General features: G+C 52.5%; 13 protein-coding genes and 1 tRNA gene. 6 read left to right on the top strand and 8 right to left on the bottom strand.

Annotated elements, in window-relative coordinates:
- Positions 1-16 precede the first annotated feature (16 nt).
- From AC6I77_RS11970 to AC6I77_RS11960, 3 genes are read right to left on the bottom strand one after another with little or no spacing between them, the layout of a single operon-like run.
- Positions 17-478 carry a RidA family protein gene (locus tag AC6I77_RS11970; protein WP_008926002.1) on the bottom strand — a complete coding sequence of 154 codons (462 nt, stop codon included), beginning with the start codon at positions 476-478 and terminating at the stop codon, positions 17-19.
- Positions 468-1,748, bottom strand: coding sequence for an amidohydrolase family protein (locus AC6I77_RS11965; RefSeq protein WP_192377731.1), 1,281 nt, complete (start codon positions 1,746-1,748; stop codon positions 468-470). The genes AC6I77_RS11970 and AC6I77_RS11965 overlap by 11 nt, the downstream gene beginning before the upstream one ends.
- Positions 1,749-1,768: 20 nt before the next feature.
- Positions 1,769-2,743, bottom strand: a complete 975-nt coding sequence (locus tag AC6I77_RS11960) for a PDR/VanB family oxidoreductase (RefSeq protein ID WP_004571371.1) — start codon at positions 2,741-2,743, stop codon at positions 1,769-1,771.
- Positions 2,744-2,955: 212 nt separating this feature from the next.
- Here AC6I77_RS11960 and AC6I77_RS11955 point away from each other — a divergent pair, with 212 nt between their 5' ends.
- From AC6I77_RS11955 to AC6I77_RS11940, 4 genes are all read left to right on the top strand, one after another.
- Positions 2,956-3,879: a LysR family transcriptional regulator gene (locus AC6I77_RS11955; RefSeq protein ID WP_140033265.1), complete on the top strand. Its 924-nt coding sequence runs from the start codon at positions 2,956-2,958 to the stop codon at positions 3,877-3,879.
- A 263-nt stretch (positions 3,880-4,142) separates the two neighbouring features.
- Positions 4,143-5,132 carry an ABC transporter substrate-binding protein gene (locus AC6I77_RS11950; protein WP_485522948.1) on the top strand — a complete coding sequence of 330 codons (990 nt, stop codon included), beginning with the start codon at positions 4,143-4,145 and terminating at the stop codon, positions 5,130-5,132.
- Between the two features lie 11 nt (positions 5,133-5,143).
- The gene (locus AC6I77_RS11945; protein WP_078804528.1) at positions 5,144-6,571 is read left to right on the top strand and encodes an amidohydrolase family protein; all 1,428 of its coding nucleotides are present in this window, start codon (positions 5,144-5,146) and stop codon (positions 6,569-6,571) included.
- A 27-nt stretch (positions 6,572-6,598) separates the two neighbouring features.
- Entirely contained in the window at positions 6,599-7,585 is a 987-nt protein-coding gene (locus AC6I77_RS11940; protein WP_105099013.1) for an isopenicillin N synthase family dioxygenase, read from the top strand.
- Between the two features lie 466 nt (positions 7,586-8,051).
- Here AC6I77_RS11940 and AC6I77_RS11935 read toward each other — a convergent pair whose 3' ends face one another.
- From AC6I77_RS11935 to AC6I77_RS11920, 4 genes are all read right to left on the bottom strand, one after another.
- Complete coding sequence (locus AC6I77_RS11935) at positions 8,052-8,606, bottom strand: hypothetical protein (protein ID WP_140033267.1); 555 nt, start codon at positions 8,604-8,606, stop codon at positions 8,052-8,054.
- A gap of 170 nt (positions 8,607-8,776) precedes the next feature.
- Positions 8,777-9,229 (bottom strand): AfaD family invasin, encoded by a 453-nt coding sequence (gene afaD / locus AC6I77_RS11930; RefSeq protein ID WP_008925995.1) that lies wholly within the window; start codon positions 9,227-9,229, stop codon positions 8,777-8,779.
- Between the two features lie 55 nt (positions 9,230-9,284).
- A complete protein-coding gene (locus AC6I77_RS11925; RefSeq protein ID WP_497817224.1) occupies positions 9,285-11,741 on the bottom strand; it encodes a fimbria/pilus outer membrane usher protein in 2,457 nt (818 codons plus the stop codon).
- A 72-nt stretch (positions 11,742-11,813) separates the two neighbouring features.
- Positions 11,814-12,599: a fimbria/pilus periplasmic chaperone gene (locus AC6I77_RS11920; RefSeq protein WP_008925993.1), complete on the bottom strand. Its 786-nt coding sequence runs from the start codon at positions 12,597-12,599 to the stop codon at positions 11,814-11,816.
- An 846-nt stretch (positions 12,600-13,445) separates the two neighbouring features.
- On the opposite strand from AC6I77_RS11920, the gene AC6I77_RS11915 reads away from it, so the two are divergent.
- Positions 13,446-14,228, top strand: coding sequence for a winged helix-turn-helix domain-containing protein (locus AC6I77_RS11915; protein WP_008925992.1), 783 nt, complete (start codon positions 13,446-13,448; stop codon positions 14,226-14,228).
- 1 nt (position 14,229) lies between these two features.
- Positions 14,230-14,724 (top strand): FidL-like protein, encoded by a 495-nt coding sequence (locus AC6I77_RS11910; RefSeq protein WP_008925991.1) that lies wholly within the window; start codon positions 14,230-14,232, stop codon positions 14,722-14,724.
- A 297-nt stretch (positions 14,725-15,021) separates the two neighbouring features.
- On the opposite strand, the gene AC6I77_RS11905 is transcribed toward AC6I77_RS11910, so the two are convergent.
- Positions 15,022-15,097 (bottom strand) — tRNA-Asn (locus AC6I77_RS11905).
- Positions 15,098-15,329: the final 232 nt, after the last annotated feature.

Here is a 15,329-nt window from a genome sequence, read left to right as displayed (position 1 = left end):
TTCGGACTTGTCAGGGTTAGCGGGACTGGGGTAACCAGGCGGTGGCTTCCACTTCAATCAGCACGTCGGCGCAGGGCAGCATTTCGCTGACCTGAACCACGGTAGAAACCGGCGGTTGACCGGGATAAAAAAGCTTTCTGACCCGGCTGTAATAGGGGAAATGATCAAGATTGCGAAAGTACTGCACCAGCTTGATCACATCACTCATCTGCCCGCCGGCGTCTTCAATGATGTGGCGGATACTTTCGAGCACATACCAGCTCTGGGCGAGGATCGGCCCCTGTTTGATATCAGTCGAGAATTCGCCGGTTTCACCCAACAGCAGGCGTGCTTCGGCGGGGATATCCTGAAAGCCGCGCACGATGGTCCCGCTCTGCGGATTAACCGGAATCACGCCCGAGAGAAAAACAAAATCGCCCGCGCGGCGCCACGCGGCATAGTTGGCGAGCGGTTTACCCGCACCCGCTTCAAGACTCATGGGATAACTCCGGATTCCAGGTACGTTGGTGGGCAAGCCTGCCATGGTGGAAAACCAGCCGGGCTGCGCTGTTTAAAGGCCAGGTCAGGCTGTCGCTGCCTGGAAAGAGAATCAGCGTGGCATCGCTGCCAGGTGCGAGTGGCAGGCCGGGCGGTGCATCACCGCTCAGCGCGGCGACATCGCAGATCAGTCGCGACTGCCAGTCAAAAACGTTATCCAGCTGCAGTGCGAACAGGGCACAGGCCAGCGTATCCAGCGGGTCGTAGCTGCCGGCCGGACAAAAAGCGTCCTGCACGTTATCGCAACCGAGCAGCACCGGAACGCCTGCCGCCTGCGCCTCTTTCAGCAGCGTTATGCCGCGCTGTCGTGGCGTACGGCCGGTGACGGCGTCCTGCAACAGCAGGTTGGTCATCGGCAGTGCAATCAGCGTGACGCGCTGCTCCGCCAGCAAACGCAGGACCTCCACTGCCTGATGTTCACTGCCGGAGGCCAGCGCGCAGCCATGGCTGCAACAGATATGGCCGCTGAATCTATTTTCTGACAGGTAATGCGCCAGCCAGCTCAGGCCGTGTGCCACCGGCGAGAGCTCTTCATCGATATGCAAATCCAGATTCAGTTGCCAGCGCGAGGCACTGCGCATCAGGTTGGTCATGGCGGCCGGATTCCAGTTGGATGAGTGGATAAATCCACCCAGCAGGCAGTGGTTCCCGCTTTGCGCCACCGCAGCGGCGATGCGGTCAGCGGCCTCGCTGTCGGCAAAAAGAGTCAGCGGGACCAGCGCCACCCGTTCCAGCATGACGCCGGGTTGTGTGATAGTGGCCAGTGCCGTCCAGGCCAGCGGCGGCGTGGCATCGAACCAGTCAATATGGGTGCGCAGGCGGGTTACGCCGTTGGCGGCGGCCCATGCCATTCCCTGTCGGGCACGCTGATGAAGATCTGCCGTGGTCCAGTGCCGGCGATCCTCATGCAGGGTTTCAATCGCGGCCAGCAGACCGGGTTTTAGGGGACGGCTGCGACCAATGGTGAAGGTTTTATCAAGATGCGCATGAGGTTCGAGCAGACCTGGCAGCGCCAGCATGCCCTGTGCGTCCCACAAATCATTCTGGTCGGGCTGAAAAGGCGTCATGGAAGTTATTTTGCCTGCCTCAACGCGCAGATCTGCCGTCACCGGTTCACCTGCCTCCTCAGGCCACCCGGCAGGAAGCAGCCAGGCGGGAAGGCGAACGTTGGCAATGCCGTTTAACGGTGAGGCAAAAGAAGGAAAGTTCATATTGAGGCTCCGCGTTGGCATTACAGGTCCAGGACCAGAACAGGACTCTTAGCGCGCGAACAGCACAGCGTAATCTGCGTGTTCTCCGCTTTCTCTTCTTCTGTCAGCACGCAGTCGCGGTGATCGGGAATACCGTCGATGACATCCGTAATGCATGAGCCGCAAATACCCTGTTCGCACGACAGCATAATATCGACTCTGGCACTCAATAAGACTTCTGCAATGCTTTGGTCTGAACCAACTAAATAACGTTTTCCGCTGGATTTCAGCTCAATGTGAAATTCAGAGTTGGCGTTATTTTTGTTTATAGTGTTATTGCTGAATCGCTCAAAAGATAATTGATTCTTATGCCAGTGGTGCGTGTACATAATCTCTTCAAGGCGCTTAATAAACCCATCCGGGCCACAGGCCATCACCTGCGTATTGGCATCCGGCTGACACAGGCTCAGCGGCGTCGTGTGCCGCAGGGAATCGTTTGCGCTGCTGTCATGTAAAAAGAGATTTCTTGCCAGTGAAGGTGCTGTGAGACGCGGTATATACGCCGCTTTATCCAGGCCCGAAATGTAGTAGTGCAGTTCAAATTCAATGCCTTGCCGAGAAATCTGTTCCGCCATCGCCAGCAGTGGCGTAATGCCAATTCCTCCGGCAAATAACAGATAGCGCCCGGCGGCTGGCAGAGGGAAATGGTTACGTGGCATCGAGATATTGAGTGTGTCGTTAGCACTGAAATGATGATGAATAAAGTGCGACCCGCCGGTCGCGTTGTCTGCCAGTTTTACGCAGATTTCATAATATTCCCCGCTGTGATTTTCGTTGCAGAGAGAATACTGGCGCGGGCCAATTTCAGGAATGAAAAGGTCAATGTGCGCACCGGGTAACCAGGGCGGTAATAATCCACCGTCCTGCGCAATAAGTTGCAGTGAAATATTTCCTTTACCATTTTCGCCGATCGCCTTGATCGTGACAGGAATTAATCCGGCATCATTCATCGTCATTTACCGTATTCATTTTGATGAGTCATTCATAAACCAGGGTAACCTGTTCACCGCATAACCTGCTGCCATCCGGCCTGGAATAGCCCGCGGCGGGATGTAATGTCGATGAAACGATTGTTCCCATTGCAATGAAAGCTACGTTATTGTTGTAAAGCTGTTGCGTCCAGCGCTTTGATTCGCACATCCCGTTGCAAAAAAGAGAGCACTCAATCATGTTCGCATTCTCACGGTTTCTGCTGTACTTCACTGAGGTTGCCCGCCAGGGCTCGTTTCGTAAGGCGTCAGAAACCTTACATGTCGCCGCATCGTCGATTGACCGGCAGATCCTGCGGGTGGAAAAAGAACTGGCAATGCCGCTGTTTGAACGGCACCCGACCGGATTGCGGCTAACGGCAGCCGGCGAGCTGCTATTGCACGCCGCCAACAACTGGAAAAAGGATTTCACCCGCGTCTGCGAGCAACTCGATGACCTGCGCGGTCTGCGGCGCGGACACGTGCGAATTGCCACCATTGACGCCATCAACCGGCAGTTTTTCTCGGCGATGCTCAGGAAGGTGCATGCTGATTATCCGAATATCTCTTTCACGCTGACCACCATGAACAATGTGGACATTCAGCAGGCGCTGATATCTGGCGATGCTGACTTTGGTCTGATGCTTAATCCGCAAAGTTCACGAGAGTTGCAGGTACGCGCTTTTGCAGAAATCGAGCTGGGGATTGTGGTGCCGAAAGGGCACCCGCTCGGCGACAGAAGCCACGTGCGTTTTAGCCAGTGCATGGAATATCCGTTTATCCTGCCGGCTGCGCCGCTGATGCTGGCCGAACCCGTCCAGGCGCTGATGAATATCAACGGCGACATGATTAACGAAGTCGCGGTATCCAATAACATCCACATGATCCGCTCGCTGATTAAAGAGAAAATGGGCATCGGTATTCTCTGCTGGCTCGACATCATTGATGAGGTGGAAAGCGATGAACTGCAATTTATTCCGCTGACCGATCCGCAATTAAAAACGTTCACCCTTTCGTTGTGCGTCGCCCCGACAAGACAGCTTTCGCTGGCCGCCTCGATGATGCTCAAACAGCTGGAGATGTTGTTCAGCGAGATCCAGATGCCGCGAGGTGATCGGGATTGATTTGCACTGTTCTGGTGCTGGTTGCTTTGTAATGAATCAAAGGTTGCAGAGCCAGCGCCGATCAATCCCCTGTTAAAGCGCAGAGAAAGCGCATTCGTGAAGTTGGCACCTTTCTTGTATAACCCACAGTGAGTAGAAGCGGTCAGTGCGGGCAACTGCGCGGGACATTGCTCAGCAACCATTTCGCGGTTCATTTTGAGCCGGTCAGGGGAGCTGAGCCGCATTCGCTCAATGCCCCTCCGGTGATGATTAGGAGAGGAGCAATGAAGTCAGTTTCCCGCATTCCCCTGTCTTGCTGCGTGCTGAGCGCGCTGATTCCTGCCGCATTTTCACTGTCGGCACACGCCGATGAGAAAATAGCACTACTGACATCCTGGTACGCGCAGGCGGAGCAGGGCGGCTATTATCAGGCGCAGGCCACAGGCATTTACAAGCGTTACGGGCTGGATGTCAGCATTCAGTCCGGCGGCCCGCAGGTCAACGGCATGCAGTTGCTGCTGGCAAAGCGATCGGACGTGATCATCGGTTATGATCTCCAGCTACTCGAATCCGTACAGCGCGGTTTTCAGGCCAAAGCCATCGCCGCCCCTTTCCAGTTTGATCCTCAGGGGCTGCTGACACATGCTTCAGTCACTTCCCTGGACGGTCTGAAAGACAAAACCATTTTAGTCTCCAGCTCCGGGCAATCGACCTGGTGGCCATGGCTGAAAGCACGCTATCAGCTTAGCGATTCACAGGTTCGTCCTTACACCTTCAATATCCAGCCCTTTGTGGCTGACGAAAATGTCGCGCAGCAAGCCTATGTCAGTTCTGAAGTTTTTCAGGCACAAAAGGCGGGTGTGAAATCAAATTTCTTCCTCTTCTCGGAGCACGGCTATCCCCCTTACGGCGGCATTCTGATCACCCGTCCTGAACTGATCAGCAGCCGGAAAGAGGCGATGGCTAAGTTTGTAAAGGCGTCGATGGAAGGATGGGTAAGCTATCTGCAAAATCCGGCGGCGGGCAACGCGCTGATCAAAAAGGATAATCCGAAGATGACGGACGACCTGCTGGCCTGGGGCGTTCAGCAAATCAAAGCGCACCATCTGATTGACGGCGGTGATGCGGCAACGAAGGGGTGGGGCACCATGACGGAGGCCCGCTGGCAGAAAACCCGTGATTTCATGGTGAACGCCAGACTGCTGAATGCGAATACCGACTGGAAGCAGGCGTATACCACTGAAATTGTCGACCAGATGCAGGTTAAGCCCTGAGGAGTGTTGGAATGTCATCTGACGTTTTACTGATTAAAAATGCGCACGCAATCCTCACCGGCTTGCCGGGAGAGGCAGCGCGTCACGCCGGGCCGGATATTCGCGTGCGTCATGGGGTGATCGAGGCGATAGGTTCCCTGACGGCAATGCCCGACGAGCAGCTGATCGACGCCCGCGATTGCGTGGTTTATCCCGCCTGGGTGAATACGCACCATCACCTGTTTCAGTCATTGTTAAAAGGGGAACCGCAGGGGCTGAACCAAAGCCTGACCGCATGGCTGAGTGCCACGCCTTATCGTTTTCGCGCCACCTTCGATGAATCCACCTTTCGTCTTGCGGTGCGTATCGGCCTGACCGAACTGCTGCGTTCCGGCTGCGCGACGGTGGCAGACCATAACTACCTTTACTGGCCAGATATGCCGTTCGATACCTCGGAAATCCTGTTCAGTGAAGGTGAGGCGCTGGGAATGCGCATTGTGCTATGCCGGGGTGGCGCAACGCAGGGGCGCGCGATCGAGAAAGATTTGCCGCAGGCGCTGCGCCCGGAAAACTTCGGGGATTACATGGCGGATATTGAACGGCTGGTGGGTCGTTATCACGATCCGAAACCAACGTCACTGCGCCGTGTGGTGATGGCACCTACAACCTTGCTGCATTCTGCACCCGGTGCGGAGTTGCGCGAAATGGCGAAACTGGCCCGCAGTCTGGGGATTCGGCTGCACAGCCACTTGTCGGAAACCGTGGATTATCTTGATGCGGCGCGTGCCAGATTCGACATGACGCCGGTGCAGTTTTGTGCGGAACACGACTGGCTGGGTGAGGACGTCTGGTTTGCGCACCTGGTAAAACTGCTGCCGCAGGAAATCACGATGCTGGGTCAGACCCGCTCTGGCATTGCACACTGCCCGCAAAGCAACGGGCGTCTGGGCAGCGGCATCGCTGATTTGCTGGCGCTGGAACAGGCCGGTGTGCCTGTTTCATTAGGCGTAGACGGTGCGGCATCGAACGAAGCCGCCGATATGCAAAGTGAAGCGCATGCGGCCTGGCTTTTGCAGCGCGCCCGAAAAGGCATGCTGGCGACACCGCGTTATGACGGCGGCACGTTTGAAGGCGGCGGCGACGCAGCATCTGTTGAAGACGTGGTGCGGTGGGGCAGCGCAGGCGGGGCGCAGATCCTTGGCCTGCAACAAAGCGGCACCGTGCAGGTGGGCAGGCTGGCGGATATCGCCATTTATCGGCTGGATGACCCGCGCTACTTCGGCCTGCACGACATGGCCATTGGTCCGGTGGCCTGTGCCGGACGCGCTTCGCTTAAGGCACTGATGATAAATGGCCGGGTGATCGTCGAAAACGATGTCATCCCCGGACTCGATCTGGAGGCCATGCGCCATGAGGCAATGTCTGCCGTCCGTACTTTACAACAGCGCGCTGCGCGCTAACCCTATTGATTAAGAAGGATAAGAACAATGACGCAATCAAATCAAACAGCATATGCATTACAGGAACTGGAAAAAGAAGCAGGAATGGGCGCGATGGGTGAAGAAACTTTTGCCCGTGAAGTGCGTTGTATCGATTTATCAGATTTCGAAAACCGTAAAAGTGAGATCGCCGACGAACTCTGGAGCGCAGCCGTAGAAATTGGCTTCTTCCAGGTCAGCAATCACGGCATTGCACTCGGCGATATCCGTCAGGCGTTCAGCATGACAGAGGATTTCTTCTCACTGCCCGAAGAGATAAAAGCGCAATATCCGCTGGCGCGTAACGCAGGCTGGGAGAATAAGTCTCAGGTGCGTCCATCAACCCGAACGCCAGACCAGAAAGAGTCTTACCAGATTACCCGTCCGCTGATGGCACCGCTATGGCCGACCGAACAGGAACTGCCGGCCTTCAAAGAGACCATGCTGAATTTTGAATCGCAATGCTGGCAACTGGGCATGAAACTGCTTTCCTGTTTTGCCCTCAAACTGGGCTTTCCTGAGCACTTTTTCGAGCAGGCACATAATCCGGACCTGCAAACTTACCAGAGTACGCTGCGCATGCTGCACTACTATGCCACTGAGCAGTCAGAGCAGGGGATGTGGCGCGCGGGTGCGCATACAGATTTTGACTGTCTGACGCTGCTGTTCCAGCGTCCCGGTCAGGGCGGGTTGCAGGTATGTCCTGGCAAAGACCGCGAAAGTCAGCAGTGGACCAGCATCGAGCCGCGCGAAGAGGTGATCACCTGCAACATCGGCGACATGCTGATGCGCTGGAGCGACGATCAGCTGCCGTCAAATTTCCACCGTGTGAGAAGCCCACTGCCCGGCGAATACCAGGGTGCGCGCTACAGCCTGGCCTTTTTCTGTCAGGCTAATAAAGATGTGGAGATTCTGGGGCCGCAGGCGAAATATCCGGCCATCACCGCCGAAGATTATCTGCAACAGCGCATTCAGGCGAACTTTGCGAAAGGATAATTTGCCAGAAAGATAAAGAGAGCTGAAAAGCAAAAAGCCCGCTCAGGGAAAACTGAGCGGGCTTTTTTAATTCTGGCTTTTCTGGCTGAGATCGCCTTTGTCAGTAACTCGCTAATATAGCCTTCGCCTTCATGTACTTACGGGCATAAAAAATACAACCCTCGCATAGAAGGAATTTAATGCGATCTCATTATTTGATTTGAACATGATAACAACATTCTTTGTTGCGTAAATCTCTGTTACTGCCGAACAGGCAGAACAATGTAACCAGAAGGATTTGTGTCGATTACTGTTAATGAATGTTGAAATATGAAGCTATTCTCTGAACTGGCTTACCTGAGATTGAAAATTTGAAGCTGTAAGCATAGGCGGGATTCCCCGCCTATGCTTCTGATTAACGTCAATGCGACAGAGTCAGTCAAATCCCTGAACATTACAGGGTGTTCGCCTGATGTTTTTATTTCTGTCAGTCTCCATACGCGTAAGCGGTGGTCTGGACGGTATAGGTATCAGGTTTCACGTTCTGCGTCCCGCTTAATGTAACATTGTAAGTTGATACGCCGTTGGTGGCAGTGCTGTATAAAATGTAATCGGTGGTACATGTCAAACCTAACTCTGTGCAACGAGTAAAGCCAGTAGAGCCAGGAGTATCAGAAGTCCTGAGTATTGATACAAGAATGGCGTTATTGCTGTCGTTTTTGCCTTTAATATTTAATGGGAACTGGGGTGTGCCGTTACCAGACCCTGTTAATGACCCGGGCATACCCAAAGCTATGTAATGACGAGAGGCGCCGCCTGTCGAAGTGATGGTACCATTTGCCAGCACTTTTCCACTATTATGAGTCCCGTCCGACAGACCCGACACCGGTGTCAAAACGTTAGAAACAGTGAGCGGAGAAGTAAAAGTAATGTCGGCCGACGTAGTACTGGCTTCGGACAGCGCTGCGATTGCTGCGTGGGATGAAATACCCGCGATGATTATCGCTGCTGCCGCTGAGGTTTTGATGTTTAAAAATTTCATATCTCTATCCTTTGTTGTGTTGAATTAACGACTGCAGTCGTCCCTAAAAGTCGTAGACAGTGCGTCTACCCGACCATCGAGGCATATGTGCCACCGATGGCTCCCCGTCACCAAAAATGTCAGTGACGTGGTATTCGTGAAATCTCTATATAGCGCCCGGCTGTTGCACGTTACTGAGTGACCACCTGACCAGCGATGTTTAAAGAGTAGGTATCCGCTTTCACCCTCTGGTCGCCATCCGCCAGAATGTCAAAAACCATTCTGTCTTCGCCGGTATGCACGGTTATCACCTGCATGTCCGCCATTTCCGTTACCACCTGTTGCTGTGGCACCAGACGCACCCGCAACTGATGCGCCGGATTCTGCTGGCCTGTCAGCACATAACGTCCTCCCTGCTGGCCGGATACAGCCTGCTCGCTCCGGAGCTGAAAGCCCGTATGGATGTCGTAGCTGACCAGCGTGCCCCTGCCGAGCTTTGTGCCGTCTCTGACAGCACCCGCCTGCAGGCCATGGTTCATCTGCAACACCAGTTGCGGGCTACCCGTCGCGACAGCCGGAGCGCTGCTGGCCATGACTGTCAAAAGCGCTGCCGCTATCAGATACAATCTTTTTCTGTTCATCATTCCCCTTCTCCGGGTGATGTTTCTGTTCAGTTTTTTCGGGAGCCGGTAACTGCTTTCAGCGACAAACTGCCTCTGACAGATACAGCCCTGCTGGCCCTGGTTTTTCCGGCAGACGGTAATCAGCCCGGCACTGTTGCTTCTCTCCCCATCTCGCCATCAGGGCACCTTTTCCGTTCAGTCCGGACAGATACACCTGCCCGGCTTCACCGGTAATGCCACTGCCTGATGACGCCTGGTTTTCCGGGGTAACCAGTGCCCCAAAAGGAACAGGTTTACCGTCCGGACGTATCAGTGTCACCAGCGCCCGCCGGCCAATATGCGTGATAAAGGTGGCCGGGATAACCGCGCCCTGCGTCGGCACTACCGTCACGTCCGTCTGTTTTATTTCTGCATCAGCCGAAAGACGAGCAGGGTCCAGGCTGACAATATTCTTCCGGTAAGGCTGCAGGCCTGACTGTGTGGTGTAGCCACGAAAATCGGTTTTCACTCCCGGCCAGCCGCCAACAGCCACTCCGGAGGCACCCGGCGCTTCCACCAGTGCCACGGTATCGTTCAGCGTCTGCCCTGCGGTGACACTACTGCGGGTAATCACGATGCCGCCTGACGCATCCAGTCCTGTCTGCCGGTAAGACGGACTGTAGCCGTAACGGCCATTCAGCTGGCCGTAGCCCCCGCTCCAGCCAAGGTTCAGGTCGCTGTCGTTGCGGTCTCCGCTCACCGCCCCCGAACGTTGACGCTGGTTCACATTCCACTGCAACTGGCGGTCATACGCCTCACCACTGAGCCCCACCTGCTGTGTATTGCCGCCGGATGAAGGCGACGTCATCTGATAGGTCGCCCGGGTTGCCCCACCAGGCCAGCGGTCCAGTGGAATACTGACCATCATGTTAATCAGCCGGTTATCCTGCCATTTACTGCCGCTGTTCCGGTTACGGTTCTGCGTCGCATTCAGCGACAGGGAAACGCCGCGTATACTGACGCCATAGCCGGCACTGAACGACTCTGTACTCCCTTGCCCGTTGCCGTAACTGTTGCGAGAACCGCTCAGGCTGAGACTCCCCAATCCGCCCAATGACTGACTGAGCGTCAGGGTTGTCTCAGACCGGCGTTGTGCGTCACTGCCGGCTGGGTTTTCCTGCCGATAGCTGTCCATTACCTCAGACAGCGTGCTGAAACCGGATGCGTCATAGCGGGTATGGGACAGATCAAGCGAGGTATTGGTTACCTCAACGCGCTTGCTGTAGCGCAGCCGTCCGTATCCCCCCGTTTCACTTTCACGCTCTTTCTTCTGCCCACGGCCGTGGGTCCCATCCAGAGATACCGCGCCCCACGACCCGAGCAACATACCCAGCCCCGCAGTCGTCGCCTGATAGCGCTCCGCGCCCTGCAAACCGCCGTATAGGGTCAGGCTCCACGGCAGGCCATACATAACAGTGGCCTGTGCAACCAGAGGCGAATCAACCGTGTTATCTGATGCCCGATACTGCCCGGCCATCAGGTTGTACACGCTGTGGCCTTCCTGCAGCGCAATCGCCGGCGTCTGATAAGGGACGCTGAATTCCTGAGTAGTGCCGTCGGCTTCCCATACGGTAACCTGCAAATCCCCACCCGAGCCGCCAGCGGCAAAGTCACTCAGGGCAAACGGGCCGGGCGCTACCGTGGCGTTGTAAACCGTGTAGCCATTCTGCTTCACTTCTACCCTGGCCTGAGTGCGGGCAATACCGCGCACCACGGGTGAAAAAGTCCGCTGCGAAGAGGGCAGCATATTTTCATCCGAACCCAGCATCACGCCGCGAAAAGGTACGCTGTCAAAAATTTCCGACGGCGTGAAACGCTCTCCCAGCGTCAGCCTGCTTTGCATGTCATACAGGCCCCGATCAAGATAGGTATAAGGAGTCTGCCAGCGGCCGGTCTGTCCGCGGCTCTTCTGCCACGTCGTCGAATTACGTAATCGCCATGGTCCCCAGTTAGCGCCGGGCTCCAGCTGCAGGTACTGCGATTCATTGACATTTCTACTCCCGACCCGGGATTCCACATGGCTGGTACCGGTCCGGTAATTCATCAGGATCGCCGGGACTCCCTCATCCCACAGCTCTCGGGGAGAAATGCCCTTTACTTCAGGGCGCAATGCTATCTGCGGAACGCTCAGCACCAGCTGCTGTGCCCCGAAATTAAAATCAGCTCTGGCATGCGGAATAACGCGGATGTCAGCACAATCTTTGTTTGCGTCCAGGCCTTTGCCGGACAATGCCGGATAGTCTTCCGTCTTTATGCCGTAACGTAAAAGCTGCTTCCTGCTCAGGCAGGGCTGCAAAACAGGCATGCCCCGGGAATCTTCCTGCTGAACAAAAACCACTTCACGGGAATCCACCTGCTCACCATTGAGCAACACGTCAACCAGATAGGTTCCTGGAAGCTGCCCGCCCTGGTTAAATAGAGCGATATCCGCATCACTGACACCACCACCCAACTGTGAAGCATCAAATTCCCAGGTCCGGGCCATCACCGGCATTGAAAACAGCCCGGCAGATACCACGATGGCCACCACAGAAAACCGAAAATATTTCATTATCCAGGCGCCTTATTAGTGCAACGGCGACTGAAACGTGCGGCTCTCTCCACCTTCATCAGTGATAACCGTCCACTTCACCTGACCGGCAGCGCCTTTTGGCAGGATAAAGCTGCGGGAAGAGTGCGGAGCGACATATTCCCTATCCGGAATATTCATCTCCCCCACGCTGAGTGAGGACAAATTCATATAAAATGCGGAAGGGTTAGTTACCGTCAGCTTATCGCCCTGGCGTTGCCACTTAAGCGCGGATACGGCATCCATCATCGTTCCTCTCACGCCGGACGGGCGCACCAGCAGTTTAATACAGCTGTTTGCGCTGACTTCCAGGTTCAGCGTGACTGCTGTGGGCTTTAACGGTGTCCCTTTCGCATCCTGAGCCCAGACATCACTATCTTTAGGCGGAATACCGGTCACGCAAAGCCAGTGCAGCGTTTCACGGTCACCGGCCATTTGACCGCCGGTACGAATAATTCGCAGGCGGTTCTGCTGCTGTGCATCCAGACGGAAAACTGGCGGGGTGACAATAAAAGGCGCAGGTGTTTTTTTATCTTCCGCAAGCACCTTTCCCTGCACCAGTATGGGGTAAGCCTGCGCATTGGTGATGGATAAAGACGCTCCGCTGGAGTCCGGGTTATATATCACTCGTGAGGCACCCAGTTTGACCTCGAATACTTTGGTATTGGTGACCGTCTTCAGCTCCTGCGCAAAAGCCGGAGTAGCGCCATTACTGATTAATATCGCGGCGGCCAGTACAGCCCCGGCTGCCCTGTAAGTTTTTTTATTACAAAGTAAATACATAACACATCCCTATCAGAGAATAATTATTCCTGACTAAACGTAATCGTAAAATACCCTTGTTAATTTTTAGGTAAACGTAAAATTAACAAAGAAATTCATTTTAAAAATACACGACCAGATTTTTAAGAAGAGAAAAGCTTCAGATAAAAAGCGGCACAGGTAGTTAGCGAGCCCGATGAGCCACAGGTGGAAAGGGCAGTCGTGCAATAATTTTTAAATTTAAGTTTCATATTCAGTAATCCTCTGGTGTGTTTTCGGGTTATTTATAATGCCCATAAAGCATGTTGAAGAAATTACCGGGTCATTGCTTTTCACATTCATATAGATGGCGCGGATTCAGGTACATCTATAATCACCGAGCTGAAGCAAGATGCGTACCCACCTTAACCCCCACACTGGCCGGGGCTTGCCACCTCAGGATGGAAACAGTGTTATACAGGAAAACCAATAACGGAATGTAATTCGAATTTATCTGTATTTTTAGTTTAATGATCTATTTTTGTTATTTTTTTAGCTTAAACAGTCGCCGATTGTTGCAGGCTGCCCACTACCTGACATCCGGAGGAGAGTTTAAAAGAGCATCTCCTGCCGTGAATCTGGTTGAATCGTCGTAATTCCCTTCTGACAGCGGAAGGTTCAGCTGTGCGAATATACTCATACTTTCGTTAGCAACGGCGTTCCGACATCAGGACAATGATTTCCCTGAAACAGAGTCAGTGGGTATCAACGCGTTCCCGTGCTTTTTATTCGCTTGGTTTAAAAATGCTACGTGCAAAAAGGGTTTAACTGTATTATGTTGTGAGATAAATCTGAGATTGAATTTATTTAATCGGGGGGGATGTGAAGGTGTTGTATACCATTAATGGTTCAATAGTGTTTAATACGGATGACAGTACTCTCCGACATATACCGACGAAAGATACCGTTCAGATTAACCTGCCTTCGGCGCGATTACTGGCACTCATTCTTGATTCCAATGGCGATATTCTGACAAGAGAATATTTGATTGTTGAAGTCTGGGATAAACATAACCTCAGAGGGTCAAATGCAAATTTAACGCAATACCTGAGTATAATGAGACGTGCATTATCCGCATTTGGATGTGATGAAATTGTCATTACCATTCCTAAAATTGGTATTAAGTTAAATACTAATCATTCTGTCGTTAAATCCCCCTCCTTTGACGGAATAGAGTCATCCCCACCGGCTCATTTACCTAAGGCATTATTAAATAAACCTGGATCTTTTCTTTCATGGAAAGTCATTGTTCTTTGCCTGTATATCATTTCACCCGTTTTTATTGCAACTGCGGTGTTAGTCTTTAAAAACAATACGTCTTCATTGGATAATATCAACATTTATCTGAAATCAGATTTTCTTGCAGAGGGGTGCGAGGTGGTTTTTGTTAAGGATCTCAATGAAAATAAGATGAAAGAAGTAAAAAGTAAAATAACTGCTCTTTTAGCAGAAAATAATTTAGTCTGTGATAAAAATAAAAAAATCTATTTTGATAACTATACATCTTTTTCGCCAAAAGATGATGGCCGAACATTAATTTCGTATTGCAAGCTTGGAAAAGAGAGGAATGTAACCAGTTGCAATAATTTCTTCCATATTAACGAGAATTAATATGATGTTTCCAAACGTGAGAGTTCTGATAGCTATTTCAACTGTCTGTACGGCAATTCTTCTGGGTTTTATATTTTTTGGGTCTGAAAATAATTTAATATTGCCACTGAGATGTTACTCTTTTACCCAATACGATCTGGGTGGTGAGGGACAGACGCTTAAATTTAATGTCGCCCAGGATCTCAGACTATACAAGGACGGAACCGGATATTTTTTACTGAATGGACGGGTGTTAATCAATAATGAGGAAAAAAATTTAGGAAGAACCCTCATACTGAATAGGGGGGAAGTAAGGGGCAGTAATACAGCGCATTACTCTATAAGCCGCATCATTATCTCTCCCACTGACAATACAGATAATCCAACCTTTGAGAAGCTGTTGGCTGAATTTACCGGCGACCCGGAAACCTTACAACTTGATGTGATTAATGTCGGACATCATACTTTTATGATGGGAAGCCCACTTTCGTTTGTCTTTACCTGCGTGGCTTTTTAACTGATTGCATGAAAGCTCGCAGAACCTTTGCACTAAAGAAAGAACCAGGCACTGGCGCCATTTTCTCTGGCAGGCAGCAAAGGAAAAGGATGGCGGAAAGGCACAGCACAAATGCTAAACCGCTTCCTGGCTAACATCAGTGGGGGTCGATAGACGCTCTATCTACAGGCTGCCTGAGTAGCAACCAAAGCACATCGTTATTTGATGGTTCACATCTGAACCTGTCAGTGATTCGCCGACCTGTAACACAAAAGCAAAAAGCCCGCTCAGGTTTCCCTGAGCGGGCTTTTCTAATTCTGGCTCCTCTGACTGGACTCGAACCAGTGACATACGGATTAACAGTCCGCCGTTCTACCGACTGAACTACAGAGGAATCGCTTGAACGGGGCGAATATTAGCGGCGTAGATCCTGCTTGTCAAAGCCCTGTTTACTGATTTGCGTTCAGATGCTCGTAAAAGCAGCGGATTGGCGGTTTTTAGTCACTTCTGATGGATTTTCAAACTGCCAACAGGATCTCACTTTGCTGGCATTTCTCAGTAGATGTTAGATGCATGTCAAAGTTTTGTTATTTGCCGATGTTAAAACAAGCGTTTCAGTGCTTTTA

This window comes from Pantoea sp. X-Soil-ISGK-259, from assembly GCF_059730705.1.
The sequence above is the reverse complement of the archived record's forward strand: the minus strand, read 5'-3'. Positions and strand labels throughout refer to the sequence as shown.

Bases quoted from the DNA above. Each gene is read 5' to 3' on its own strand.
- AC6I77_RS11970 (WP_008926002.1), bottom strand. From the start codon at position 478: ATGAGTCTTGAAGCGGGTGCGGGTAAACCGCTCGCCAACTATGCCGCG.
- AC6I77_RS11965 (WP_192377731.1), bottom strand. From the start codon at position 1,748: ATGAACTTTCCTTCTTTTGCCTCACCGTTAAACGGCATTGCCAACGTT.
- AC6I77_RS11960 (WP_004571371.1), bottom strand. From the start codon at position 2,743: ATGACGATGAATGATGCCGGATTAATTCCTGTCACGATCAAGGCGATC.
- AC6I77_RS11955 (WP_140033265.1), top strand. From the start codon at position 2,956: ATGTTCGCATTCTCACGGTTTCTGCTGTACTTCACTGAGGTTGCCCGC.
- AC6I77_RS11950 (WP_485522948.1), top strand. From the start codon at position 4,143: ATGAAGTCAGTTTCCCGCATTCCCCTGTCTTGCTGCGTGCTGAGCGCG.
- AC6I77_RS11945 (WP_078804528.1), top strand. From the start codon at position 5,144: ATGTCATCTGACGTTTTACTGATTAAAAATGCGCACGCAATCCTCACC.
- AC6I77_RS11940 (WP_105099013.1), top strand. From the start codon at position 6,599: ATGACGCAATCAAATCAAACAGCATATGCATTACAGGAACTGGAAAAA.
- AC6I77_RS11935 (WP_140033267.1), bottom strand. From the start codon at position 8,606: ATGAAATTTTTAAACATCAAAACCTCAGCGGCAGCAGCGATAATCATC.
- afaD (WP_008925995.1), bottom strand. From the start codon at position 9,229: ATGATGAACAGAAAAAGATTGTATCTGATAGCGGCAGCGCTTTTGACA.
- AC6I77_RS11925 (WP_497817224.1), bottom strand. From the start codon at position 11,741: ATGCCGGTGATGGCCCGGACCTGGGAATTTGATGCTTCACAGTTGGGT.
- AC6I77_RS11920 (WP_008925993.1), bottom strand. From the start codon at position 12,599: ATGTATTTACTTTGTAATAAAAAAACTTACAGGGCAGCCGGGGCTGTA.
- AC6I77_RS11910 (WP_008925991.1), top strand. From the start codon at position 14,230: ATGATGTTTCCAAACGTGAGAGTTCTGATAGCTATTTCAACTGTCTGT.